At 61.4% G+C, this 22,037-nt stretch carries 23 protein-coding genes; 9 read left to right on the top strand and 14 right to left on the bottom strand.

What is annotated here, in order from left to right; translation table 11 throughout:
* Nucleotides 1-120: 120 nt before the first annotated feature.
* The 3 genes from H097_RS26535 to H097_RS26525 form a co-directional block, all read right to left on the bottom strand.
* Nucleotides 121-909 (bottom strand): IclR family transcriptional regulator, encoded by a 789-nt coding sequence (locus H097_RS26535; protein WP_032863533.1) that lies wholly within the window; start codon nt 907-909, stop codon nt 121-123.
* A 139-nt stretch (nt 910-1,048) separates the two neighbouring features.
* On the bottom strand, nt 1,049-2,380 hold the full coding sequence (locus H097_RS26530) for a hypothetical protein (RefSeq protein ID WP_223232739.1): 1,332 nt from the start codon (nt 2,378-2,380) through the stop codon (nt 1,049-1,051).
* Nucleotides 2,377-2,805, bottom strand: a complete 429-nt coding sequence (locus H097_RS26525) for a PaaI family thioesterase (protein WP_032863532.1) — start codon at nt 2,803-2,805, stop codon at nt 2,377-2,379. Before H097_RS26525 ends, H097_RS26530 begins: the two co-directional genes overlap by 4 nt.
* 161 nt (nt 2,806-2,966) lie before the next feature.
* On the opposite strand from H097_RS26525, the gene H097_RS26520 reads away from it, so the two are divergent.
* A complete protein-coding gene (locus H097_RS26520) occupies nt 2,967-4,499 on the top strand; it encodes a 3-hydroxyacyl-CoA dehydrogenase (RefSeq protein ID WP_032863530.1) in 1,533 nt (510 codons plus the stop codon).
* A gap of 2 nt (nt 4,500-4,501) precedes the next feature.
* Nucleotides 4,502-5,704 carry a 3-oxoadipyl-CoA thiolase gene (locus H097_RS26515; protein WP_032863529.1) on the top strand — a complete coding sequence of 401 codons (1,203 nt, stop codon included), beginning with the start codon at nt 4,502-4,504 and terminating at the stop codon, nt 5,702-5,704.
* 137 nt (nt 5,705-5,841) lie between these two features.
* Here H097_RS26515 and H097_RS26510 read toward each other — a convergent pair whose 3' ends face one another.
* The 3 genes from H097_RS26510 to H097_RS26500 form a co-directional block, all read right to left on the bottom strand.
* Complete coding sequence (locus H097_RS26510) at nt 5,842-7,026, bottom strand: acetyl-CoA C-acyltransferase (protein ID WP_032863528.1); 1,185 nt, start codon at nt 7,024-7,026, stop codon at nt 5,842-5,844.
* Between the two features lie 3 nt (nt 7,027-7,029).
* Nucleotides 7,030-8,715 carry a long-chain-fatty-acid--CoA ligase gene (locus H097_RS26505; RefSeq protein WP_032863526.1) on the bottom strand — a complete coding sequence of 562 codons (1,686 nt, stop codon included), beginning with the start codon at nt 8,713-8,715 and terminating at the stop codon, nt 7,030-7,032.
* A 130-nt stretch (nt 8,716-8,845) separates the two neighbouring features.
* Nucleotides 8,846-9,646: an enoyl-CoA hydratase gene (locus H097_RS26500; protein ID WP_032863546.1), complete on the bottom strand. Its 801-nt coding sequence runs from the start codon at nt 9,644-9,646 to the stop codon at nt 8,846-8,848.
* Nucleotides 9,647-9,764: 118 nt separating this feature from the next.
* On the opposite strand from H097_RS26500, the gene H097_RS26495 reads away from it, so the two are divergent.
* Nucleotides 9,765-10,694, top strand: a complete 930-nt coding sequence (locus H097_RS26495) for a LysR family transcriptional regulator (RefSeq protein ID WP_050593454.1) — start codon at nt 9,765-9,767, stop codon at nt 10,692-10,694.
* Nucleotides 10,670-11,200 carry a PadR family transcriptional regulator gene (locus tag H097_RS26490; RefSeq protein WP_032863525.1) on the top strand — a complete coding sequence of 177 codons (531 nt, stop codon included), beginning with the start codon at nt 10,670-10,672 and terminating at the stop codon, nt 11,198-11,200. The genes H097_RS26495 and H097_RS26490 overlap by 25 nt, the downstream gene beginning before the upstream one ends.
* A gap of 205 nt (nt 11,201-11,405) precedes the next feature.
* On the opposite strand, the gene H097_RS26485 is transcribed toward H097_RS26490, so the two are convergent.
* Nucleotides 11,406-12,380, bottom strand: coding sequence for a nitronate monooxygenase family protein (locus tag H097_RS26485; protein ID WP_032863524.1), 975 nt, complete (start codon nt 12,378-12,380; stop codon nt 11,406-11,408).
* A 170-nt stretch (nt 12,381-12,550) separates the two neighbouring features.
* Here H097_RS26485 and H097_RS28470 point away from each other — a divergent pair, with 170 nt between their 5' ends.
* On the top strand, nt 12,551-12,703 hold the full coding sequence (locus H097_RS28470; RefSeq protein WP_167360814.1) for a hypothetical protein: 153 nt from the start codon (nt 12,551-12,553) through the stop codon (nt 12,701-12,703).
* Between the two features lie 42 nt (nt 12,704-12,745).
* On the opposite strand, the gene H097_RS26480 is transcribed toward H097_RS28470, so the two are convergent.
* The gene (locus H097_RS26480) at nt 12,746-13,138 is read right to left on the bottom strand and encodes a VOC family protein (protein ID WP_032863523.1); all 393 of its coding nucleotides are present in this window, start codon (nt 13,136-13,138) and stop codon (nt 12,746-12,748) included.
* Between the two features lie 57 nt (nt 13,139-13,195).
* Nucleotides 13,196-13,402, bottom strand: a complete 207-nt coding sequence (locus H097_RS26475; RefSeq protein ID WP_154220497.1) for a hypothetical protein — start codon at nt 13,400-13,402, stop codon at nt 13,196-13,198.
* A gap of 108 nt (nt 13,403-13,510) precedes the next feature.
* Here H097_RS26475 and H097_RS26470 point away from each other — a divergent pair, with 108 nt between their 5' ends.
* Nucleotides 13,511-14,413 (top strand): LysR family transcriptional regulator, encoded by a 903-nt coding sequence (locus tag H097_RS26470; protein WP_032863522.1) that lies wholly within the window; start codon nt 13,511-13,513, stop codon nt 14,411-14,413.
* 19 nt (nt 14,414-14,432) lie between these two features.
* Here H097_RS26470 and H097_RS26465 read toward each other — a convergent pair whose 3' ends face one another.
* The 4 genes from H097_RS26465 to H097_RS26450 all read right to left on the bottom strand — a co-directional run bounded on the left by H097_RS26465 (nt 14,433) and on the right by H097_RS26450 (nt 18,376).
* A complete protein-coding gene (locus H097_RS26465) occupies nt 14,433-15,401 on the bottom strand; it encodes a LysR family transcriptional regulator (RefSeq protein ID WP_032863521.1) in 969 nt (322 codons plus the stop codon).
* 137 nt (nt 15,402-15,538) lie between these two features.
* Nucleotides 15,539-16,726, bottom strand: coding sequence for a cyanate transporter (locus tag H097_RS26460; RefSeq protein ID WP_032863520.1), 1,188 nt, complete (start codon nt 16,724-16,726; stop codon nt 15,539-15,541).
* A 133-nt stretch (nt 16,727-16,859) separates the two neighbouring features.
* Nucleotides 16,860-17,474, bottom strand: a complete 615-nt coding sequence (locus H097_RS26455; protein WP_032863519.1) for an NAD(P)-dependent oxidoreductase — start codon at nt 17,472-17,474, stop codon at nt 16,860-16,862.
* Nucleotides 17,475-17,509: 35 nt separating this feature from the next.
* Complete coding sequence (locus tag H097_RS26450) at nt 17,510-18,376, bottom strand: MBL fold metallo-hydrolase (protein WP_032863518.1); 867 nt, start codon at nt 18,374-18,376, stop codon at nt 17,510-17,512.
* A 113-nt stretch (nt 18,377-18,489) separates the two neighbouring features.
* On the opposite strand from H097_RS26450, the gene H097_RS26445 reads away from it, so the two are divergent.
* Both H097_RS26445 and H097_RS28465 read left to right on the top strand, forming a co-directional pair.
* Complete coding sequence (locus H097_RS26445) at nt 18,490-19,395, top strand: LysR family transcriptional regulator (protein ID WP_032863517.1); 906 nt, start codon at nt 18,490-18,492, stop codon at nt 19,393-19,395.
* 99 nt (nt 19,396-19,494) lie between these two features.
* Nucleotides 19,495-19,668, top strand: coding sequence for a hypothetical protein (locus tag H097_RS28465; RefSeq protein WP_167360815.1), 174 nt, complete (start codon nt 19,495-19,497; stop codon nt 19,666-19,668).
* Nucleotides 19,669-19,690: 22 nt separating this feature from the next.
* Here the strand turns inward: H097_RS28465 and H097_RS26440 are convergent, their stop codons facing one another.
* Nucleotides 19,691-20,566, bottom strand: coding sequence for a helix-turn-helix domain-containing protein (locus H097_RS26440; protein ID WP_032863516.1), 876 nt, complete (start codon nt 20,564-20,566; stop codon nt 19,691-19,693).
* Nucleotides 20,567-20,746: 180 nt separating this feature from the next.
* On the opposite strand from H097_RS26440, the gene pobA reads away from it, so the two are divergent.
* On the top strand, nt 20,747-21,940 hold the full coding sequence (gene pobA / locus H097_RS26435) for a 4-hydroxybenzoate 3-monooxygenase (protein ID WP_032863515.1): 1,194 nt from the start codon (nt 20,747-20,749) through the stop codon (nt 21,938-21,940).
* Nucleotides 21,941-22,037 lie beyond the last annotated feature (97 nt).

The raw sequence follows: 22,037 nt of genomic DNA, 5'->3' as shown, positions 1-22,037 counted from the left end.
TCCAGGTGGCTGATTACGGCCTGGTGGCGGACTTGTTCGAGGCGGTTCCCGAGTTGAGCGGTAGCCTGTAAATGGCTCCTGCAGGCGCGAACAGTTTCGCGCCTGCAGGACCCATGGCGATCAGGCGCCCAGGCTTTCGATGTCCCTGGCCAACATCACCAGTTGATGTGCCAGGGAGCTTTGCAGGGTGTCGGTCGGCAGTTGGAATTTCGGCGCGCCACAGGTCAGGGCCATGATGCTGCCGTCGGTCAGGCGCAGCGGAACGCCAGCGGCGTTGACGTTGCGGTCCCATTCGCCGAGGGATAGGCAAAAACCGAACTCCTCATACTCGCGAAACGATTCGTTCAGCGAGGCTTCCAGGGCCGGCCATTCGTCACCGGCCTTCTTGGCAATTTCGCCGATCAGGTGTGCCCGCTCGTTTTCCGGGGTGGCAGCCAGGTAGGCACGGCCCGCCGCAGTAGTGCTCAGGGGCAGGCGCACGCCGGCTTCCATGCGCAGGCTGGCCACGTCGGGTGGGCGGCAGCTTTCCACATAAATCATCGACAACCGATCGCGGCAGGTGAGGCCAACGGTGGTGTTGGTGCGCCGTGCGAACTCGTCCATCAGCGGTTTGCCCAACTGGCGGACCCGCAGGTTGTTGACATAGGCATACCCCAGGGCCAGCACCCCGGAGTCGAGTTGGTACTTTTCCACGTCCTGGTTGTAGCTCAGGTAGCCAAGCTGCGTCAGGGTGTAGGTCAGGCGCGAAACCGTGGGCTTGGGCAGCCCGGTAATCCGCGCGATGTCCTGGTTGCCCCGGGTGACGTTGCCGTGGGTGAACGCGCGCAACACTTCGAGACCCCGACTCAGGGCCTCGACGAATTTCCGGTCCTTGGGTTCGTTCTCGGGCGTTTCGATTTCTTCAGTCATGGAGGCTCATGTGGGCAGCGGGCTGGCAGTGGAAGAGGTTAGCCGATAATGCCAGGCAGTGTGGGCAGTAACCGGCGTGATTTCAATGCAATGACTTATATAGTCGCGCGAAATGGCAGCATAGCGGAATCCTGTTCCGCTAATGGTTCCATTGCACGACCCAGGACAGGGCGAGTAATACCGGGATGGCGATCAGCGCAAAGCGGCCATTCCAGGTAAGGACAATCGTCCACGGCAAGGTGCCTGCGGTACGCGCGAGGATCAACACGGCGGGCCCAAAGGGCGAGAGCAGCATCGCCAGGGAGAAGGCGCAGACCAGGCTGACGGCGGGGCCCAGAGGGTTGACACCGGCCGCCTGCAATTGGGCCAGCAAGCCGGCACAAATACTCAGGGTAATAATCGGCGCAATGCCGATCAGCGCGAGCCCGACGATACCCAGCAGGGCAATGCATTGCAGCACAAATACCTGGGAGGAACCGCCCAGTAGCGGCACCAGTTGATCCAGGGACACCAGTTGATTGAACAGCGCGCCGAACAGCGCGGAACAGCCGAAGATAAAGACCTCATTGCGCATGCCCGCCAGATGCTCGGCCAATTCGTCGTAGGCTTTGCCAGGGCTTTCAAGGAACAACCAGCCACTGACCAGCAGCGGCACCACCACCAACGACGCCTGGGTGATGTTCAGCCAACTGAAGCTTGCCAGCGCGACAATCGCACCAATGCCCAAGGCCGTGCCAAGGACCAGAGGCGTGAGCGAGGCTGCGGGGATTTCTGGCGACTCATCCACCAATGTCTGCAAATGGCGGTTTTCCGTGCGTGCGCCAATGAGCATCAGCAGCACCGTGGCGATCACGCCGTAAGGCAACAGGTCGGTCCAGGTCAGGCTGGGGACTTCACGGGTAATGATCGCCACCACAATGCTGGTTGGCGCGATTAACGGCACCAGGGCAAAGCCGCGAATGGCAGCGGTCAGCACACCTCGCTGGCCATCGCGTTGGGCCGGGTGATCGGGTGCAAAGTGTTGCAGGTAACTGTGCAGGGTTGAACACATCAGGTTGAGCATGCCGAAACTGAGGATTGACCCCAACCCGAGCGCCGCCAACAAGTAGCGCGGATAGAGCAGGGCCCGTGGTCCACGCAACAAAAAACGATGCACCTCGCGCAGTGCCGGCAGGCGCTTGACCAGGCAACCCATCAGCCCCAGGCCACCAATGAACGCCGCGTAATAGGCGGCCGCGCTGCTGATGCGCTGGACGGTGGGCAGGTCCAGTGGGGCCTTGACCAGCCATATCGCGAGCAGCGCCAGCGTCGCCAGGCCCAGGCGCCGAGGGTAGGGCATGAGCGACTGCCAGTGACGGATAAAAAACAAACCGAACAGCAGCGCCGCGATCAGGCTGAACGCAGTGGTACGTGTGCCCAGGGCAATCAGTTCGCAGAGCAGGGCCAGTGGCAGCAGGCGTGTCAGCTTCACGCGGGCAGGCGCCGCAGGCGGCTGCGTTTGAACACCCCTTCAGCGCTGGCCAGCAGGTTGTCCTCGGCATCGAGCACATCACAAGCGGCCATGTAGATTTTCGGCCCACCGCCCCGCACCCGGGCAATGACCCGCACCCGACTGCCTGCGGGGGCGGGAGCCATGTAATTGATGTTCAGTGACAGGGTCAGGGACAAGCGCCACAGGTCCGGGTCGATATTCCAGGTGCCGCACATGCCCAGCGCCGCGTCGGCCATGGCCGCTATCACACCGCCGTGCAGGTTGCCGGCCTGGTTGAGATGCTCGGGGTTGACCAGCAACGCGATGACGGTTTGCGCCTGGCCGTATTCAACCAGATCAAGGCCCAGGTACGCAGCGAATCCACTGAATAGGCCTTGCAGGTCGCAGGGTGGTGAGACGGTCATGGTGTGTTCTCTTTTTGTTATGGGGTGAGCGGCGGCACTTGCTACGCACGGTATGTTCCGCAAAGAGCCGTTTTTAGATTGAAGTTGAGCCTGACAATAATTAGTATTCTAGTCAATATGGAATTAGGTTCTGCACAGCGAAACATAAAATCGGAGAAACCATGTTTTCACGTATCGGTGTGATTGGCAGTGGCGCCATGGGGCGTGGCATTGTTCAGGTGTTTGCGACGGCAGGTTGCGAGGTGCTGCTGTATGACGTGCGTCCCGAGGCGGTCGAGCAGGCGCTGAGCTTTAACAAAGACCTGTTGGCGCGCCAGGTGGCCAAGGGCAAGCTCAGCCCCGAGCAATTGGAGCAGACCCTGGCGCGCATGCAGCCGGCTGACAGCCTGGAAGCCTTGGCCGGTTGCGATCTGTTGATCGAAGCCATCGTCGAGAACCTGGAGGCCAAGCAAGGGCTGTTTCGCCAGTTGGAGGCCATCGTTGCGCCGAGCGCCGTGTTGGCGACTAACACGTCTTCGTTGTCCGTTACACAGATTGCCAGCGGTTGCCAGCACCCTGAACGGGTGGCCGGGTTTCACTTCTTCAACCCGGTGCCGCTGATGAAGATCGTCGAGGTGGTGCGCGGTGAACGTACCCAGGCGCAGGTGGTAGAGCGCTTGTGCGCGTTGGCCGAGGCAGCGGGCCACTTTGCGGCGCAAACCCCGGACACACCGGGTTTTCTGGTCAACCATGCTGGTCGCGCCTATGGCACTGAAGCCTTGCGCATCCTTGGCGAGAACATCGCCGATGTCGAACAGATCGACCGCATCCTGCGCGATGGCCCGGGGTTTCGCATGGGGCCTTTCGAGTTGTTTGACCTCACCGGGCTGGACATTTCCCACGGGGTGATGGAGTCGATCTACGCGCAGTTTTATGGTGACCCCCGCTACACGCCTTCCTACCTGGCAGCCCAGCGCGTGGCCGCCGGTTTGCTGGGACGCAAGAGTGACGGGCATGGTTTCTATCGGTATGTCGACGGCCAGCAGTTGCGTTCGCCACCGCTCAAGCGAGCGGCTGTAGCGGTCGAGCGTGCCTTCTGGCTCGACAGCCAGGAGCCGCACGTGCGCGCTGAGGTGGCAACCTTGCTCGCCGCTGGCGGGGCGACGCTTGAAGAGGCCGTTCAACCACCGGCCAACGCGATCTGCCTGATTACCCCATTGGGCGAAGATGCCAGCAGCATGATTGCGCGCCTGGGTTTACCGGCTGAGCGCACCCTGGCCCTGGACACCTTCTGCGATTTCTCCAAGCGCCTGGTGTTGATGCGCCAACCGGCGCTTGAGCCTGCGTTGGAAGCCCAGGCGGTGCAGGCCCTTGGCAGCAGCGGCGTGCCGGTGGAAGTGATCAATGACTCGCCCGGTTTCATCATCCAGCGCGTGGTGGCCTGCGTGGCCAACCTGGGGGCGGAAATCGTCCAGCGTGGCATCGCCACCCCGGCCACCCTCGACCGTGCGGTGATGCTGGCGCTGGGTTATCCGCGCGGCCCGCTGGCCTTCGCCGAATTCTATGGTGCAGACAAGATCCTCACGGTGTTGCGCGGCATTCAAGGTTGTTATGAAGAGCCGCGCTACCGCCCCAGCCCCTGGCTGCGTCGCCGGGTGCAACTGGGCCTGAGCCTGCAATCCCCCGATCATCCCTCTGCTGTGCAGGAGCAATAACCATGTCCGCTTATATCTATGATGGCCTGCGTACACCTTTTGGTCGCAGCGCCGGCGCCTTGGCCAGCGTGCGCCCCGATGACTTGCTGGGCGAGGTCATTCGCGCCCTGGTGGCGCGCAGCCCGTTCGCTGGCGCCGACTATGAAGACGTCGTGGCGGGGTGTGCCTGCCAGGCCGGTGAAGATGCGCGCAACGTTGCCCGCAATGCGGCATTGCTCGCGGGGTTGCCATTGACCACGGGGGGCCTGACTGTCAACCGCTTGTGCGGCTCGGGGCTGGCGGCGTTGCTGGATGTGAATCGGATGATCCGTTGCGATGAAGGCCAGTTGTTTATCGCTGGCGGCACCGAGAGCATGAGCCGTGCGCCGTTTGTTGTCGGCAAGAGCGAGGCGGCGTTTTCCCGGGCCTTCCAGGTCTTCGACAGCAGCATCGGTGCGCGTTTTCCCAACCCGCTGATCGAGGCCGAATTCGGCGCCGACAGCATGCCGCAAACCGCCGATAACATTGCGCGCGATCTGGGCATCAGCCGTGCCGACAGTGATGCGTTCGCGGCGCGCAGCCAGGCGCTGTATGCCAAGGCGCTGGCGGAGGGTTTTTATGAAGGTGAACTGATGCCGGTGCGGGTACCGCAAGGACGCAAGTTGCCGCCCAAGGAGGTAGGGGCTGATGAGCATCCACGGCCGTCCACCGATGAGCCGGCGCTTGCCCGGCTGGGGGCGCTGTTCGACGGTGGCGTGGTCACGGCGGGGAATGCCTCGGGGATCAACGATGGGGCGGCGGCGCTGATCGTTGGCAACCGTGCGATCGGTGAGCGGTACGGGGTCAAGCCACGGGCGCGGATCGTGGCCGGTGCGGTCGCGGGGGTTGCGCCGCGGGTGATGGGCCTGGGGCCGGTACCGGCCATTGGCAAGGCCTTGGCGCGTGCCGGGCTCAGCCTGGCGGATATGGATGTGATTGAAATCAATGAGGCCTTCGCCACCCAGGTACTGGGGTGCGCCAAAGAGTTGGGCCTGGCCTTTGACGATCCGCGTTTGAATGCCCAGGGCGGTGCGATTGCCATTGGCCACCCGCTGGGTGCCTCGGGTGCCCGCTTGGCCCTGACGGCCTTGCGTAGCCTGGAGCGCCAGCAAGGGCGCTACGCGCTGGTGAGCCTGTGCATCGGGATTGGCCAGGGCATTGCCTGTGTGATCGAGCGGCTTGACTGAAGCCACTACATACTAGTGTGGGAGCGGGCTTGCTCGCGAATGCGGTGTATCAGCCAACGAATCAATTGACTGACACACCGCCTTCGCGAGCAAGCCCGCTCCCACAGGGATTGCAGCTTCGCGCTCTGGCTCGGTTTTTAGACGATCTCGAACAAGCCGGCAGCGCCTTGTCCGCCGCCGATGCACATGGTCACTACCACATATCTGGCGCCGCGCCGTTTGCCTTCGATCAGGGCATGGCCGGTCAGGCGTGAGCCGGTGACACCATAAGGATGACCGATGGAGATGGAGCCGCCGTTGACGTTGATCTTTTCCAGGGGAATGCCCAGTTTTTCACGGCAGTAGATCACCTGCGAGGCGAAGGCTTCATTGAGTTCCCACAAGTCGATATCGTCGATTTTCAGGCCGTTGCGCTTAAGCAGGCGCGGGATGGCGTAGACCGGGCCGATGCCCATCTCGTCCGGCTCGCAACCGGCCACGGCAAAACCGCGGAAAATCCCCAGCGGTTCGAGGTTGTTGCGTTCGGCATACAGACTGTCCATGACCAGGCACACCGATGCCCCGTCAGACAACTGGCTGGCGTTGCCCGCCGTGATGAATTGCCCGGCTCCGCGCACAGGCTCCAGCAAGGCCAGGTTGGCCAGGGTGGTGGAGGGGCGGTTGCACTCGTCTTGGGTCAGGGTTACCGCCTGTTCACTGACCTCGCCGCTGTGTTTGTCCTTGACCAGCATGCGGGTGCTGAAGGGAACAATCTCATCATCAAACAACCCAGCGGCCTGGGCGGCGGCGGTGCGCTGCTGGCTGAGCAGGGCGTATTCGTCCTGGGCCTCGCGGCTGATGTTGTAGCGATGGGCAACGATGTCGGCGGTTTCAATCATCGACAGATAAAGCTCAGGCTTGTGCTCCAGCAGCCACGGGTTCTGTCCGCGATAAGTATTGAGCTTGTCGTTTTGCAGCAGGCTGATGGATTCCACGCCGCCGGCAATCATCGCCGGGACTTTCTCCGACACGATACGTTGGGCCGCGAGGGCAATGGCTTGCAGGCCCGAACTGCAAAAACGGTTGATCGACAACCCCGCCGTGGTGGTGGACAACCCGCCACGAATGGCTGCCAGGCGCGCCATGTTCTTGCCCTGGGCGCCTTCATGAAACGTCGCGCCGAGGATCACATCTTCAATCAGCCCCGGGTCAATCCCGGCCCGGGCCACGGCGTGCTGGATCACATGCCCGGCCAGGTCGATGCTGTGGGTGTTGTTCAGGGCACCCCGGTAGGATTTGCCGAGGGCGGTACGTGCGGTGGAGACAATAACGGCGTCAGACATCAATCAGTTTCCTGTGCCAGTACTGGTGGGGGCGTGGGCGGCCCATTCTTCATCCTGCAACTGGCGCCATAGCAGTTTGCCGGCGCCGGATTGCGGCAGATGCTCACGAAACTCAATGGTGGCCGGGACTTTGTAGGCCGACATATTGGCCTTGCACCACTCGGTGATGTCGTCGGCCGTGGTGTCCTGTCGCTCGGGGTGCAGGGTCACCAGGGCTTTGACGGCTTCCCCTCGGCGTGCGTCGGGGGAGGAGATGACGCAGCACTGCTTGATCGCCGGATGGCGGTACATCAGGCTTTCGACTTCCGAAGGCCAGACCTTGTAGCCGGAGGCGTTAATCATTCGCTTGATACGGTCGACCATGAAGAAGTAGCCGTCTTCGTCGTAGTAACCGAGGTCGCCGGTACGCAGGAAACGTTTACCTTGCAGTTCGATAAAGGCTTTTTCGGTGTCTTGCGGAAGCCGCCAGTAGCCTTTGAAAATTTGCGGGCCACGGCAGACGATTTCCCCCACCTCGTGGGGCGCCAGTTCCAGGCCAGTCGTGCTATCGATAACGCGCGAGTCCACGTCGAACGCCGGAATGCCCAGGCATTGGGATTTGCTGCGCGCCTTGGGGTTCATATGGGTCGCTGCCATGGTTTCGGTCATGCCGTAACCTTCGATGTAGTCCAGGTCCAATAGCTGTTTGAGCTTGTCCTTGACCGGGCCGGGCATCGCCGCACCGCCACCGCCAATGTAGTTGAGGCTCGATAAGTCATAGCGATCAAGCCCGTCCTGGGTCAGGAAATCCACGGCCATGGTGACGATATTGGACCAGTTGCTGACGCGATAACGTTGCATCAACTGCGCGGCGACTTCGCGGTTCCAACGGGTCATGACCACCACACAGGCGCCACTGAAAATCGGCCCGTTCATCGACGACTGCATGCCGGCGACATGGAACAGCGGCAGTGTGGTCAGTACCACGTCTTCGCAAGTGCGGTTAGTCCAGGCCTGGCGATGCACGGTCGTCGCCATCACTGATGCATGGGTGTGCAGGCAACCCTTGGGCACGCCGGTGGTGCCGGAGCTGTAAGGCATCACGCAGTGATCGTCCGCGCCACTGAGGTGCGGGCCGGGCTGTTGGCCGCAATCGAGTGCAGCCTGCCAGCGCACCACGCCAGGCAACGTCGCGGTTTGTACCGCAACGAGCAATTCGGGCGGCAGGGGCAGGTCGGTGGGCTGGCGCAGGTATTCGCAATAGGCGGTCGTCAGCACCTGGCGCAGCTTGAAACGGCCGAGCAGCGGCGTGACAAAAGGCGCGAGATCCTGAGCGCAGACGACGATCTCGCCGTCAGTATCTTGCAGGTAGTGTTCCAGTTCGCTGGCGCGGCTCATGGGGTTGAGCGGTACCACCATGGCGTCGGCGCGCAAGGCGGCGTAGTAGGTGATGATGAATTGAGGCGAGTTCTGCATGAACAGCAGCACCCGGTCGCCACGCTTGATCCCTTGGGACTGGAAATACCCGGCCAACCGCTCGACCTCATCAAGCAACTGGGCGTAGGTGATGAGGGTGTCGTAGTAAATGATCGCGGTCTTTTGTGGATAACGCCGGGCAGCGATCTCCAGGTTACAGAAAAGACTGGTGTCCGGCAGTGTCAGGTGGTGGGGCGCACCCTCCGGCCAATGGGGCAGGTGACGATTGAACATTCTAAAACCCTATTGTTATGAGTCTGGGTTAATCGATATGCGGGCGGTATGGCGAGTGCCATCTCGCTGGAGATTTGCATGCAATACGGCGGGATGTCAAATATATGGAATGTTATTTCGCTGTGCGGAATTATTGATTGGTTTTTCGTAAGGCCAGGAAGTCTGCAGGCCGCTTGTCGAAGAACGCCGCAATCCCCTCGCCAGCCTCATCGTCACCCATGGACTCCACCATATGGGTGGCTTCCAGTTCCAACTGCTGCTCCAGGCTTGCGCTGCCGGCCTGACGGCACAGGCTCTTGATCCGCGCCATTGCCCGCTGTGGGCCTGCGCTAATCCGGGCTGCCAGCGTGATGGCCGCCGCGAGCGCCTCACCGGGCTCGGCCAGGGTATTCACCGCGCCCAGGGCATGCAGGCGTTCACCGCTGATACGATCACCGGTCAGGCACAGTTGCGTCAGTACCTGGCGCGAGACAAATTCGGCGAGGAATGCCGTGGCGCCACCATCCGGGGTGAGGCCAACCTTGACGTAGGCCACCGAAAACGAAGCATTGCGAGCCGCTACCAGCATGTCGCACGCCAGCGCAATCGACAGGCCGGCCCCGGCGGCTGCCCCTTCGACGGCGGCGATCACCGGTTTGCTGCAGGTGTGGATCGAGCGGATCAGGTCATGCAGGCCTTCAAGGTTGACCCGTCGCTCTGCCGGCGTCATGGCCCGGCGTAATGCCAGCCGATGCAGATCGCCGCCGGCGCAGAAATGACCGTCAACACCGGTCAATACCACGGCGCCAATCGCCGGATCTGCCTCGGCCCGGGCCAGGGCCTGGGGTAATGCGGCATAGAACTCGGGCGTGAGGGCGTTACGTGCGCCGGGGTTGTTATTGGACAGCACTAGAACGGCACCTTCGCGGTGCACAAGAATCGGTTCACGCATGGTTTCACCTGTGGTGCTCAGCGGCTGATTATCCGAAGGATTATCGGAAGGCAAAGCTTCGTTGACAATCACAGCTCTGGTTGACAGGCTGTTCAAAATTCTTTGACAGTGATCGCCCATGGACCTCAAGTCTCTTACCTTGCTGGTCGAAATCATCGATGCAGGCAACCTCAGTGAGGCCGCACGGCGCCTCAAGGTCAGCCGGGCCAACATCAGCTACCACCTCAGCCGCCTGGAGCAGTCGATCGGTTTGCAACTGGTACGGCGCACTACGCGCCGCATCGAGCCGACCGAGATCGGTCTGCGCCTGTATGAGCATGGGCGAGCCATCCGCAATGAGCTGCTGGCGGCGCAAGAGTCGGTGTCTTCACTGGGGCAGAGCCTGCAGGGCCGGGTGCGTGTCAGTGTCCCAAGTGGCTATGGGCAATGGGTCATGGCCGACTGGCTACTCGATTTCAAGCGGCTGTATCCCGGGATTGTGCTGGACGTGATGTTCGAAAACCGTGTCGAAGACCTGATGCGCGATGAAGTGGACATCGCGGTACGGGTCATGTCCGAGCCGCCGCAAAATCTGGTCGCGCGAGACATGGGCGTGTTGCGCTACGTGGCCTGCGTTTCTGCGGCCTACGCCCAGGAGCATGGTGTGCCAGAGCAACTCAGCGACTTGCGCACCGCGCCGCTGATTACGGCGGCGGTGGTCGGCCGGCAATTGCGGGTCGCCGCTTACCTGGATGAGGAGCGGCATGAGGTACTGCTGGAGCCCACCCTGATTTCGGAGAACTTCCTGTTCTTGCGCCAAGCCGTATTGGCCGGGTTGGGCGTCGGGCTGGTGCCGGACTACCTGGTGCAGGATGACGTGCGCCAGGGCACGCTGGTTACCGCACTGGACGCCTGGCGGCTGAGCATCTTCGGCACCAACATGTATATGCTCTACATGCCTGATCACCATCACACCCGCGCGACCTCGACCTTCATCGACTTCATGCTCGCCCGGGCCAGAACCGCGGAGGTAGACTGCGCCCCATGTCCATCCAACACGCACTCCTGACCTCACTCCTGGAAAAGCCCTCGACGGGGTATGAGTTGGCCAATCGGTTCGACCGCTCCATTGGTTATTTCTGGCAAGCCACCCATCAGCAAATCTATCGTGAGCTGGGCCGTATGGTCAGCGCCGGCTGGCTCGTGGCGCACGATGGCCCTGAGGATGACAAACGGCGCAAAAAAACCTACCAGGTGCTGCCTGCGGGGCGCGCCGAGTTGATGCGCTGGGCGGGCGAGCCGCAAGAAACGGGGGATCAGAGCCAGGCACTGCTGATCAAGCTGCGTGCCGAGGCGGTGATTGGCCCGCTGGGTCTGGGGGATGAGGTCCAGCGCCTGATCAAGCAGCATCAGGCACTGCTTGAGACGTATCGGCAGATTGAACAGCGTGACTTTTCATCCACGTCTTTAACCACTGCACAGCGCCTGCAATATATGGTGCTGCGGCGTGGAATCATGCTCGAAGAAAGCTGGCTGGCTTGGGCGGACGAGGTATTGCCGTTGATTGAGGCTTGAGGCCAGGTAGGGCTCGACATTCATCCAGACCGAAATCCCGAATCCGCCGCCAATCCCTTGTGGGAGCTGTCGAGCCCCGGCGAGGCTGCGATGGCGGCGGCACAGGCATTGAAGGTGTCGCCTGATCCACCGCTATCGCAGCCTCGCCGGGGCTCGACAGCTCCCACCTTTGATCTTCATCCAGACCGAAATTCCGGATCCACCTCTAATGAATAACACCGAGGTCCAGGCGTTTGCGCGAGGCTTGATACTCACCCTTGAGCCGCTCGATCAGCTTGCCGGCCGGCAGGACCGACTTGACGGCGCCCACGCCCTGGCCTGCGCCCCAGATATCTTTCCATGCCTTGGCCTTGGCCCCTTCACCGGTGCCGAAATTCATTGTCGAAGGGTCGGACACCGGCAGTTCATCCGGGTCCAGGCCGCTGTTGGCGATGCTTTGGCGCAGGTAATTGCCATGCACACCGGTGAACAGGTTGGAGTAGATGATGTCGTCGGCCGAGCTCTCGACAATCATTTGCTTGTAGGCCGATTGGGCATGGGCCTCTTCAGTGGCGATGAACGCCGAGCCGATATAGGCCAGGTCAGCGCCTGCCGCCTGGGCGGCGAGAATCCCATTACCGTGTGAAATGGCCCCCGACAGCAGCAGCGGGCCGTCGAACCATTCACGGATTTCCTGGATAAGCGCAAACGGCGAAATTTTCCCCGCATGCCCTCCAGCACCCGCAGCCACGGCAATCAGGCCGTCGGCGCCTTTCTCAATGGCTTTTCTGGCGAAGGTATTGTTGATCACGTCGTGCAGCACGATGCCGCCGTAGGCGTGTACCGCCTCATTCACATCCACCCTCGCACCCAGCGAGGTGATGATGATCGGGACTTTGTACTTGGCGCACAGTGCCAGGTCATGTTCGAGCCGATCATTGGACTTGTGCACGATCTGGTTGACCGCAAACGGTGCAGAGGGCTTATCCGGATGCAGGGCATCGTACTCGGCCAGCTCGGTCGTGATTTGTTTCAGCCAATCCTCCAGTACTGGCGCCGGCCGCGCGTTCAGCGCGGGGAATGAACCCACTACGCCGGCCTTGCATTGGGCGATCACCAACTCAGGGCTGGAAATAATAAACAGCGGCGAACACACCACTGGAATCGAAAGACGGCCTTGCAAAACAGTTGGGAGAGACATGACGGCTCCAATCGGATCGGGTGTCGGGTACCCGGCGAGGAGAAATTAGCAGGGTGAATTTTAATATGCAACCAGTTGCATAGTTGGCTCCCTGACGGTTACCCGCAAGAAATGTGTTGGCTGTTCTATGCTTGTTTGGCGTGACTCATTCTTATGGACGGGAGGTAGGTATGACCAATCAAGACAAGCCGCGCGATGAGGCGCAACAGGAGCAGGAGCGCGCCAGGCAACGTCGCGAGGAAGAGAAGCCACAGACCTGGAAGCATCCGGATGACGGTACGGAACTGTCCGAACGCGATCAGGAACGTCCGCTAAAACCCTGACTGTAGGAGCCGGCAGCCGGCTCCTATCCGATAAGGCCCGCGTCAGTTTTGGATCGGCGTACACAACTCCACCAGTGTCCCATCCGGGCCGCGCACATACGACACCACCTGGCCCCAGGGTTTGCTGATCGGCGCCGTCAGCTCGGTTGCACCTGCGGCCAGCGCCTTGGCGTGGGCGGCCGGCACGTCATCGGTGACAAACCCCAACTCCATGCCCAGTGGTTGTTTCGAGCTGTGGGCTGGCACATGCCCACCGGGAAAATTCATCTCGCCCAGCTCATGGGCGGCGAAAGACAAGGTGGTGCCACCTGTTTCAAGTTCGCCATAGGTGCCTGATTCGTGCAGGAAACGCCGATTGAAACCGAAGGCGTTTTCAAAAAACTGCAGCGACGCGGCGACGTCCGGGACGTAGACGATGGTGTAGGCGAATTTCATGGCGAAGCGCTCCGTGCTTGAATGAGGCGCTTATTAGAGGGGCCGAGATGGGCATCGTCAACCGGCCGATACCAGCAACGCGGTCGGAAACCCTGACGCCAGCACCAGGTACGCGACGATGGCGGCCAGGCATAGCCCGACAAATACCCGCAGCAGTGTCCTGGCGGTCGGGTGGGCGATGAACCTGATGCTCCAGATGCACAGCCCGGCCATCAGGATGGCCAGGGCAAGAATGACCAGCACGGGGGTGTTCTCGGTTGCCATGGAAGCTGATTTATAGTCCCAAACAGGTGGGTTGGATAGTCGGCGCATAGACGCAGGCCCCGCTGTGTTCCTAAACTGCCGGCAGTCTTGGGCTGTAGGGCGTTCGCCATGAACCGCAATGAATTACGCAAGGCCGACATCAACTTGATGGTCGTCTTCGAAACACTGATGCTCGAACGCAACGTGACACGCGCGGCAGAGAAGCTGTTTCTCGGCCAGCCGACGATCAGCTCGGCCCTCAACCGCCTGCGCACACTGTTCAACGACCCGCTGTTTATCCGTGTCGGCCATCGCATGGAGCCTACGGCGCGAGCCGAGGAGCTGATCCGGCATCTGTCGCCGGCGCTGGACTCGCTGTCGGCGGCGTTGAGCCTTACCCATGATTTCGACCCGTCTGTCAGCACCATGACATTTCGCATTGGCCTGTCCGATGACGTCGAGTTTGGCTTGCTGCCACCGCTGCTGCGGGCCCTGCGTATCGAAGCGCCGCAGGTGGTGTTTGTGGTGCAGCACGTTGATTACTGGCGTATCCCCGATTTGCTGGCCTCCGGCGATATCACTGTCGGCATCACCCAGACCCGTGGCCTGCCGGCCAATGCCAAGCGTAAGTTGTTGCGCCATATCCGCCCCAGCGTGCTACGCGCCGATGCCTCGGACCAGCCCCTGACCCTCGACGAATACTGCGCGCGCCCCCATGTGCTGGTGTCCCACACCGCCAACGTCGCAGGGTTTGCCGATGAGTGGCTGGCCGAGATCGGTCGCAAGCGGCACGTGGTGTTATCCGTGCCGCAATACAGCTCCTTGCCGGCATTGCTGGCCGGCACCGATATGATCGCCAGCCTGCCGGACTACACGGCCCAGGCCATGGCCGCGGCGGGCAACCTGTTTTGTGAGCCATTCCCGTTCGATACGCCGACCCTGGACCTGTCCATGGTCTGGCTCAGCCACGTTGACAGCGACCCGGCCGAGCGCTGGATGCGCTCGCGACTGGAAGCGTTTATGGGGGGATGACAGCTACAAGCAGCAAGCTTCAAGTGGCAAGTGATGTCTGTGCATCTCTTGCCGCTTCTAGCTTGCAGCTTGCCGCTGCCTGCACCACCTGCTCGCGAAACCACGCGTTGGCAGTTTCCTGCTCGCTGGCGTCGTTCCACTGCATATCCAGGGTAAACCCCGGCAGGCCGTTGGGGGCTTCGCAGTGGCCAAACGGCGGTTCCACGGCCAGCAGCTGTTGCACGCGCCGGGGCAGGGTGACGATGAAGTCGGTGCCGGCAATCATCTTCAGCGCGGCGCTGTAGCTGTTGGCCCGGGCGATAACCTGGCGTTTTTGGGCCTGGCGCGCCAGCCAGCCGTCGATCATGTTGGTGTCCGAGGTCCAGGGGGTGGGGAACACATGGCGCCGGGCGACGAAGGATTGCAGGCTGAACGCCGGTTCCCGGGGGGCGGCGCGTTTATCGAAGACACAGACCAGATCGTCTTCGAGCAGCATCTGGGTCCTGAGGTCCTTGTGCTCGCGATGAAAGTGCGGGCCGAAGCAGATCACCAGGTCCAGGCGCCCGTCGCGCAGCGCTTCGACGGGAATCTCGGTTTCCAGCTTCTGCACGTTGACGATCACTGGCAGGTCGGCATGATCGAAGTGTTTCAACAACCTGGGCAGGATCAGTTGCTCGAAGTACTCGGGCGCACAGAGGTTGAAGGTGACGGCTTTTTGCGTGGGGTCGAATGTCTGCGCACCTGCGTGGCAGAGGTTGATGCTTTCGAGGATTTTCTGCACATGCCCGTACATGGTGCTGGCCTTGTAGGTCGGGCGCATGCCGGCACGGGTGTTGATAAACAGGTCGTCCTCGAAGCTGGTACGCAGCTTCTTCAGGCTGTAACTGACGGTGGACTGGCTGACAAACAGGGTTTCGGACACATCGGTGACGCTGCTTTGCTCATACACAGCGACAAACACCATCAGGTCCTGCATATCGAGCTTTCTAAGCAAGTTACTGTTTAGCATTCGTTCCGTCCGTGAGCCTGTTGCGCGACCGCAGCGCAAACAAGTCAAAATGTTAACGGAACGCTCGTACCAATAGAAAGGTCCGTAGGACCTTTCTGTGTCGGTTGTGGGACAGATACTGTTTGGAATACGACGCCCTAGCGAATATGCCGTGCATAGTGGCGTGGGTCGAAGCGCAGGACGATCAGCAGCATCACCACCACCACGGCGGTGAGCGACCACCAGGCCCATTCGAAACTGCCCAGTTGGTCGCGGATCATCCCGGCAATCAGCGGCGACACGCCAGCAATCAGGTAGCCGATGCCCTGCACGAATGCCGTCAGGCCACCGGCGCGGCGCGGGTTGTCCAGGTGGTCGAGGGACAGGATCAGGCTCATCGGGAACAGCCCGCCAATGCCCAGGCCCAGCAGGCACGGCCACAGTAATGTGAGGTGCTGCGGCGAGAGGATCAGGCCACAGAAACCCGCAATGATCAGCACCAGCAACACGGCAACCACGCCGCGCTTGTCCTGGCGCCGGTTGGCGATGGCCGGGGTGATCAGCCCGGAGACCACTTCCATGGCCGTCAGGAAGCCCAGCAGCAGGCCGGCATTCTGTTCGCTCCAGCCTTGCTCGACGTAGTACGGCGCCAGCCACGCCAGTACGCAGGTGTAGGAAGCGGTACCGAGGCCGAAGAAAATCGCCAGCAACCACGCGCGGCGATTACCGAAAAATGACTCCTGCGGGCCGGCGCCGGCTTGGGGCAGGGGAGGCAGCGCCGCGCGCTGGGCGTACCAGAACAGCAGCGCCAACACGGCAAGCACTGCCCAGATGGCCAGGCCGATGCGCCAACTGCCGGTGTGCACCTGGATGAACGGCGAGAACGATGCCGCCAAGGCTGCACCGCCCATGATCGCGGTGACGTACAGGCCCATGAACAGCGAAACATTGTCACGAAAGTGCGACTTGATCAGCGCGGGCATCAACGCCTGGATCAAGGCAATGCCCACGCCGGCGGCAATGGCGCTGAGGATCAATTCAGCCGCAGAGTCGAGAAACAGCCGCGACAGGGTGGCGAGGCCAATCACCACCAGCGACAGCACAATGCTGCGATGCTCACCCAGCCGTTTGCCCAGGCCGATGCCAAAGAACATCGCCAAGCCCATCGCCATCACTGGCAGCATGGTCAACAACGAAGCGGTGCTGAAACTCAGGGGCACATCGGCGCGTATCGATGACAACAACGGACCAACCGCCGCCATGGACGGGCGCAGGTTCAGGGCCACTAGCACAACACTGAGCATCAGCCAGAGAGCGGTGGTGGGTTTTGCGTGGACGTTTTCCATGGGCGGGCCTTGAGCGGACAAGGTCGCTATTAGGCGGCGGTGCAGGGCGGGGGGCAAATGAGAAAGTCGCAGGGGCTATTGAAAAACTGCAGTTGCTGGAGCCGGCAAGCCGGCTCCAGCAGCGGTTGTGTGCTTAGTAGCCCACGGTAAAGCGCTGGCGGGAGTGTTTCGGTGTTTGCACTTCGTCAATCAGGGCAATGGCGAAGTCGGCAAAGCTGATCCAGCTACGGCCTTCGCTGCTCACCAGCAGGTCGTCCTGGCCCAGGCGGAATGTGCCGGTGCGCTCAGTCTCGACAAACTCTGCCGAAGGCGAAAGGAAGCTCCAGTCCAGCTCCTTTTCCTGGCGCAAGGTGTCGAGGAACACTGCGCCAGCACTGGCCTCGGCCTTGTATTCGGCAGGGAAGCCTGCGCTGTCGATAACCCGCCCACCGCCCGGCAACAGCAGCGAACCGGCACCGCCCACTACCAGCAGACGCTTCACGCCGGCCTGTTTTACCGGCCCGATCACCGCGGCAGCGGGCAGGGTGGCGAAGTGCGCGGCGCTGATCACCACGTCGTTGCCGCTGATCGCCTGTTGCAGGGCTGTCGCGTCCAGCGCATCCGCCTGTTTAACGATCAAGCCGGGACGCGCTGCGATAGTTGCGGTGTTGCGGGCGATGGCCGTGACGGTATGGCCGCGACGCAGGGCTTCTTCCAGCAGTTGGCTACCGGCACGGCCGGTGGCACCAATGATTGCAATCTTGCTCATGACGTTCTCCAGGGTGGGTAAAGGGTTGGATCAATTCACCACTTCATTTCGCCCTTGGCGACTTTGGCGCTCAGTTCCAGGGAGCTTTCATCGGCCAGGTTCGGGTAGCGTTTTTTCATGGCAGCGATCAGTGCGGTGGAATCCTTGGCCTTGGCGGCTTCTACATCGAACGCCTTGATGTAGTCGGCAGTGAAGGCGACAGATTTGGCTGTAGGCGTGCCCAGGTAGTGACCGGGTACCACGGTGACCGGTTTGAGTTTTTCGATACGTTGCAGGGTGCTCAGCCAATCGGCGTGGGATTGCGCGCCCTGGGTGTCGGCCATCCACAGGTGGATGTTTTCTGAGACCACCACGCCGCCGACCACGGCCTTGATCGATGGGATCCAGACGAAGCTGCGATCCGGCTGCGGGCCGTCCAGGCCGATCACTTCCAGCGGTTGGCCTTCGAGCGTCAGGCTATGGCCTTCGAGGACTTGGGGAATAATGGTTTTGGCCGGCTTGTCGGCGCCCATTTTCGGGCCCCAGTATTCGATCTTTCCGGCAACGGTGGCCTTGATATGGTCGACCACTGGCTGCGGTGCGAGGATCTTGGCCTGTGGGAAGGCGTTGGCCAGGGTGTCGAGGCCGAAGTAGTAGTCCGGGTCGCCATGGCTGATATAAATGGTGGTCAGCTGTTTGCCGCTGGCGCGGATCTTCTGCACCAGTTGCTCGGCCTGGCCTTTGCCGAACTGCGCGTCCACCAGGATCGCGTCTTTCTCGCCGCTGACCAGCACTGAACTGACGGGGAAGATCGCCGATTCGCCCGGGTTGTAAACATCGAGGGTAAGGTCGGCGGCGACGGCGTGGGCGGCAAAGCCGAGAACGGTAGTGGCCAATACAAAGCGCTTGAGGGTGGTGAGCATGGGCAGGTCCAGGTCAGAGGTGCCTTGATAGGCGATGGACAGAGCTTAGTTGCACTGAACGCAGCAAAAAATGCGATGCTGGAACATAGTTTGTTTCTGAAATCGGGCAAATCATGGATCGTCTTCAAGCAATGCGGGTGTTTGTCACCGTGGTCGACCTGGGCAGCCAATCTGCCGCCGCCGATCATCTGGACCTGTCGCGCCCGGTGGTATCGCGCTATCTGGCGGAGCTGGAGGACTGGGTCGGCGCCCGCCTGATGCACCGCACCACCCGCAAGCTCAGCCTGACTGCCGCCGGCAGTGAAACCCTGCCACGCTGCCGGCAGATGCTGGAATTGTCCTGCGACATGCAGGCCGCCGTCAGCGAACCGGACGACGCCCCCCGGGGCCTGGTGCGCCTGAGTGTCAGCACCTCGTTTGGCCAGGCACAACTGGCCGATGCGATGGCCGAGTACGTCAAGCGTTACCCGTTGGTCAGTATTGACCTGCAAATGCTCGACCGCACAGTGAACCTGGTGGATGAGCGCATCGACCTGGCGATCCGCACCAGCAACGACCTTGACCCCAACCTGATTGCGCGTCAGTTGACGGTTTGCCGCTCGGTAATCTGTGTCTCGCCGGCTTATCTGCTGGAACACCCGCAACCACAGCGCGTGGAAGAACTGGCCGGGCACAATTGCCTGACCCACTCTTATTTCAGCAAGAGCCTGTGGCACTTCGAGGAAAACGGCGAGCCGGTGTCGGTGCCGGTGCACGGCAATATCAGCGCCAATGAAGCCAGCACCTTGCTACGCATGGCCCTGGCGGGAGCGGGGGTGGCAATGTTGCCCAGCTATCAGGCCGGTGATTACATCCGTTGCGGCGAGTTGATTCGTCTGCTGCCCCATGCCGAGCCTCGGCAGATGAACATCTATGCGGTATATGCCTCGCGCAAACACATGCCGCAGGCGTTGCGCAGCCTCCTGGATTTCCTGGTCTTGAGGTTCCCGCCAGAGCCGCAATGGGATGCAGGATTGTAGGCCCGATAAGGCCCCTGAATACCCGTCAATACTGGCAACTCGCCCTGGCTGGCCTATGCTTAAGACAGCACCTTCTTGATCTGTCCGGAGGTCACCGCCATGACGATCAAAACCAGAAAGTACCTGATGATCTTTGCCCTCTGCGCCTTTGCCACGGCCCTCTACGGCACCGCCGCCTACCGCGCCGAACAGGCCCGCCTGCAACCGGGCATGGCCGCGGCGTGCAACCATGGGCAATGCACCTACTCGGCGACCTTGAGCGCTTTGCGCTGACACTCGGCCTGTAGGCGCCCGGTCAATCCGCGTTCAGTTGCTCACGAAACGCCTTGGGCGAAAACCCTACGCGTCGGCGGAACAGTCGGGAAAAGTTCGTCGGATCAGAGAACCCCAGCACGTCCGACATTTCATTGATGGTCATGCTGGTGTAAGTCAGCAGGCGCTTGGCCTCCAGCAATTGGCGGTCGTGCATGATCTGCAAGGCCGGCTGGCCGCCCAGTTCGCGGCAGGTGCCGTTGAGGTGCGACACCGAGATCCCCAGCTTGTGCGCCAGGTCTTCGATCTTCGGATGCTCACGGTAGTGCTGTTCCACCAACTGGGTGAAATGGCGGAAGTACTCACGACTGCGGGGTGCCCGTGGATGGCGGCGCTGGATGGCCTGGCGGCTGATCCACACCAGCAGCACGCTGACCAGGGCGTGCATCATCATGTCCCGGGACGGAAAGTCGTCGTTGTATTCATTTTGCAACCGCGCGAACAGGCTGTTGAGGTAGTCACTGTCCTTGCCCGCCGGGTAGCTGCCCAGGGCGCTCAAGCTGTCTACCGCCGAGCCCAACTGGCCTTGCAGGTGCGCCACCAGCGGTGCGGCCAGTGTCACCACAAAGCCTTCGACATCTTCGGCAAACCGAAACCCATGCACACACAGCGGCGGCAGTACTTGCAGGGTCGATTCCGTCAGCGTCGTGCGCTGGCCCTCGATCTCCAGTTGCGCCTGGCCCTTGTACACATAGAGCAATTGGCACAAGTCCGCATGTCGGTGGGGCTGGATCTCCCACTGGTACTCGCGGCTGCGCCGGGAGATGGTTTCACAGTGCAACAGATCCGGGGTCGGCCACTCTTGGCTTTCCCCATAAAGTTTGAACACTGGAATCGCGGGACTGGCGTTTTTGGTCATGGTTTCAATCCGATACTCAGGACAGTGGTTCGGTAATCGCCCCGATTGGCGAAAAGCGCAGGCTTTAGCTCAGTTTTCACCTTCTTATGGCGGCCACTCAAGTTAAAAATGCCAGCACCAAATCCAATGACAACGCTTTCACCGAATACGTTCGGGTGAAGTGTGCGGACCATAAAAATAATGAAAACGCTAAAAACCCAAGTCGCCATTATCGGCGCCGGCCCTTCGGGGCTGCTGCTCGGCCAGTTACTGCACAACGCGGGGATTGAAACCCTGATTCTAGAGCGCCAGGCCCCCGATTATGTCCTCGGGCGTATTCGCGCCGGTGTGCTCGAACAGGGCATGGTCGACCTGTTGCGCCAGGCCGGCGTCAGCCAGCGGATGGACGCCGAGGGCCTGGTGCATGAAGGTTTCGAGCTGGCGTTGAACGGCCGTTTGCAACATATCGACCTGAAATCCCTGGCCAACGGTAAGACCGTCATGATCTACGGCCAGACCGAAGTCACCCGCGACTTGATGGCAGCGCGCGAGCAGGCCGGCGCGATCACTTTGTATGAAGCGCACAATGTTCAACCCCACGACCTCAAGGGCGAACGGCCCTGGCTGACCTTCGAGCATCAGGGCCAGCAGGTGCGCCTGGAGTGCGACTACATTGCCGGTTGCGACGGCTTCCACGGTGTGGCGCGCCAGTCGATCCCCGGCGATGTGCTCAAGACGTTCGAGCGGGTCTATCCATTCGGCTGGCTGGGTATTCTTGCCGATACCCCGCCGGTCCACGAGGAGCTGGTATACGCCAAGCATCCGCGTGGCTTTGCCCTGTGCAGCATGCGTTCGCCCAGCCGCAGCCGCTATTACCTGCAAGTGCCGGCCGAGGAGACGCCTGACGCGTGGTCCGACCAGCGCTTCTGGGATGAACTCAAGGCGCGCCTGCCAGAAGAACTGGCAGCGCAATTGGTGACCGGGCCCTCGATCGAAAAGAGCATCGCCCCGTTGCGCAGTTTCGTGGTGGAGCCGATGCAGTACGGGCGCCTGTTCCTGCTGGGCGACGCGGCCCACATCGTGCCGCCCACCGGCGCCAAGGGCCTGAACCTGGCCGCCAGTGATGTCAGCACCTTGTTCACGATCCTGTGCAAGGTGTATCGGGAAGGGCGTGTGGAGTTGCTGGAGAAATACTCACAGATCTGCCTGCGCCGCATCTGGAAGGCCGAGCGGTTTTCCTGGTGGATGACCTCGATGCTGCACCAGTTTCCCGAGGCGGATGGTTTCAGCCAGCGTATCGCCCAGAGTGAGCTGGAGTACTTTGTCGAGTCTGAGGCCGGGCGCAAAACCATTGCAGAAAATTACGTCGGACTTCCTTACGAGGCTATCGAATAGCCGGCTATCGAGTAACATGACAGGCATTGCCGCGGGCCTCTTTTCCGTGGCCTTGCCTGCAGGTTCTGTCGTGACTCAACCCACACCTTCCGTACGC

It is taken from the genome of Pseudomonas sp. FH4 (genome assembly GCF_000510915.2).
Lineage (GTDB): Bacteria > Pseudomonadota > Gammaproteobacteria > Pseudomonadales > Pseudomonadaceae > Aquipseudomonas > Aquipseudomonas brenneri.
Note: the sequence above shows the minus strand (reverse complement) of the source record. Positions and strands in the feature narration are given on the sequence as shown.

What these genes read in the sequence shown, in the direction of transcription:
- H097_RS26535 (WP_032863533.1), bottom strand. Translation starts at nt 909, where the DNA reads ATGACTGAAGAAATCGAAACGCCCGAGAACGAACCCAAGGACCGGAAA.
- H097_RS26525 (WP_032863532.1), bottom strand. Translation starts at nt 2,805, where the DNA reads ATGACCGTCTCACCACCCTGCGACCTGCAAGGCCTATTCAGTGGATTC.
- H097_RS26520 (WP_032863530.1), top strand. Translation starts at nt 2,967, where the DNA reads ATGTTTTCACGTATCGGTGTGATTGGCAGTGGCGCCATGGGGCGTGGC.
- H097_RS26515 (WP_032863529.1), top strand. Translation starts at nt 4,502, where the DNA reads ATGTCCGCTTATATCTATGATGGCCTGCGTACACCTTTTGGTCGCAGC.
- H097_RS26510 (WP_032863528.1), bottom strand. Translation starts at nt 7,026, where the DNA reads ATGTCTGACGCCGTTATTGTCTCCACCGCACGTACCGCCCTCGGCAAA.
- H097_RS26505 (WP_032863526.1), bottom strand. Translation starts at nt 8,715, where the DNA reads ATGTTCAATCGTCACCTGCCCCATTGGCCGGAGGGTGCGCCCCACCAC.
- H097_RS26500 (WP_032863546.1), bottom strand. Translation starts at nt 9,646, where the DNA reads ATGCGTGAACCGATTCTTGTGCACCGCGAAGGTGCCGTTCTAGTGCTG.
- H097_RS26495 (WP_050593454.1), top strand. Translation starts at nt 9,765, where the DNA reads ATGGACCTCAAGTCTCTTACCTTGCTGGTCGAAATCATCGATGCAGGC.
- H097_RS26490 (WP_032863525.1), top strand. Translation starts at nt 10,670, where the DNA reads ATGTCCATCCAACACGCACTCCTGACCTCACTCCTGGAAAAGCCCTCG.
- H097_RS26485 (WP_032863524.1), bottom strand. Translation starts at nt 12,380, where the DNA reads ATGTCTCTCCCAACTGTTTTGCAAGGCCGTCTTTCGATTCCAGTGGTG.
- H097_RS28470 (WP_167360814.1), top strand. Translation starts at nt 12,551, where the DNA reads ATGACCAATCAAGACAAGCCGCGCGATGAGGCGCAACAGGAGCAGGAG.
- H097_RS26480 (WP_032863523.1), bottom strand. Translation starts at nt 13,138, where the DNA reads ATGAAATTCGCCTACACCATCGTCTACGTCCCGGACGTCGCCGCGTCG.
- H097_RS26475 (WP_154220497.1), bottom strand. Translation starts at nt 13,402, where the DNA reads ATGGCAACCGAGAACACCCCCGTGCTGGTCATTCTTGCCCTGGCCATC.
- H097_RS26470 (WP_032863522.1), top strand. Translation starts at nt 13,511, where the DNA reads ATGAACCGCAATGAATTACGCAAGGCCGACATCAACTTGATGGTCGTC.
- H097_RS26465 (WP_032863521.1), bottom strand. Translation starts at nt 15,401, where the DNA reads ATGCTAAACAGTAACTTGCTTAGAAAGCTCGATATGCAGGACCTGATG.
- H097_RS26460 (WP_032863520.1), bottom strand. Translation starts at nt 16,726, where the DNA reads ATGGAAAACGTCCACGCAAAACCCACCACCGCTCTCTGGCTGATGCTC.
- H097_RS26455 (WP_032863519.1), bottom strand. Translation starts at nt 17,474, where the DNA reads ATGAGCAAGATTGCAATCATTGGTGCCACCGGCCGTGCCGGTAGCCAA.
- H097_RS26450 (WP_032863518.1), bottom strand. Translation starts at nt 18,376, where the DNA reads ATGCTCACCACCCTCAAGCGCTTTGTATTGGCCACTACCGTTCTCGGC.
- H097_RS26445 (WP_032863517.1), top strand. Translation starts at nt 18,490, where the DNA reads ATGGATCGTCTTCAAGCAATGCGGGTGTTTGTCACCGTGGTCGACCTG.
- H097_RS28465 (WP_167360815.1), top strand. Translation starts at nt 19,495, where the DNA reads ATGACGATCAAAACCAGAAAGTACCTGATGATCTTTGCCCTCTGCGCC.
- H097_RS26440 (WP_032863516.1), bottom strand. Translation starts at nt 20,566, where the DNA reads ATGACCAAAAACGCCAGTCCCGCGATTCCAGTGTTCAAACTTTATGGG.
- pobA (WP_032863515.1), top strand. Translation starts at nt 20,747, where the DNA reads ATGAAAACGCTAAAAACCCAAGTCGCCATTATCGGCGCCGGCCCTTCG.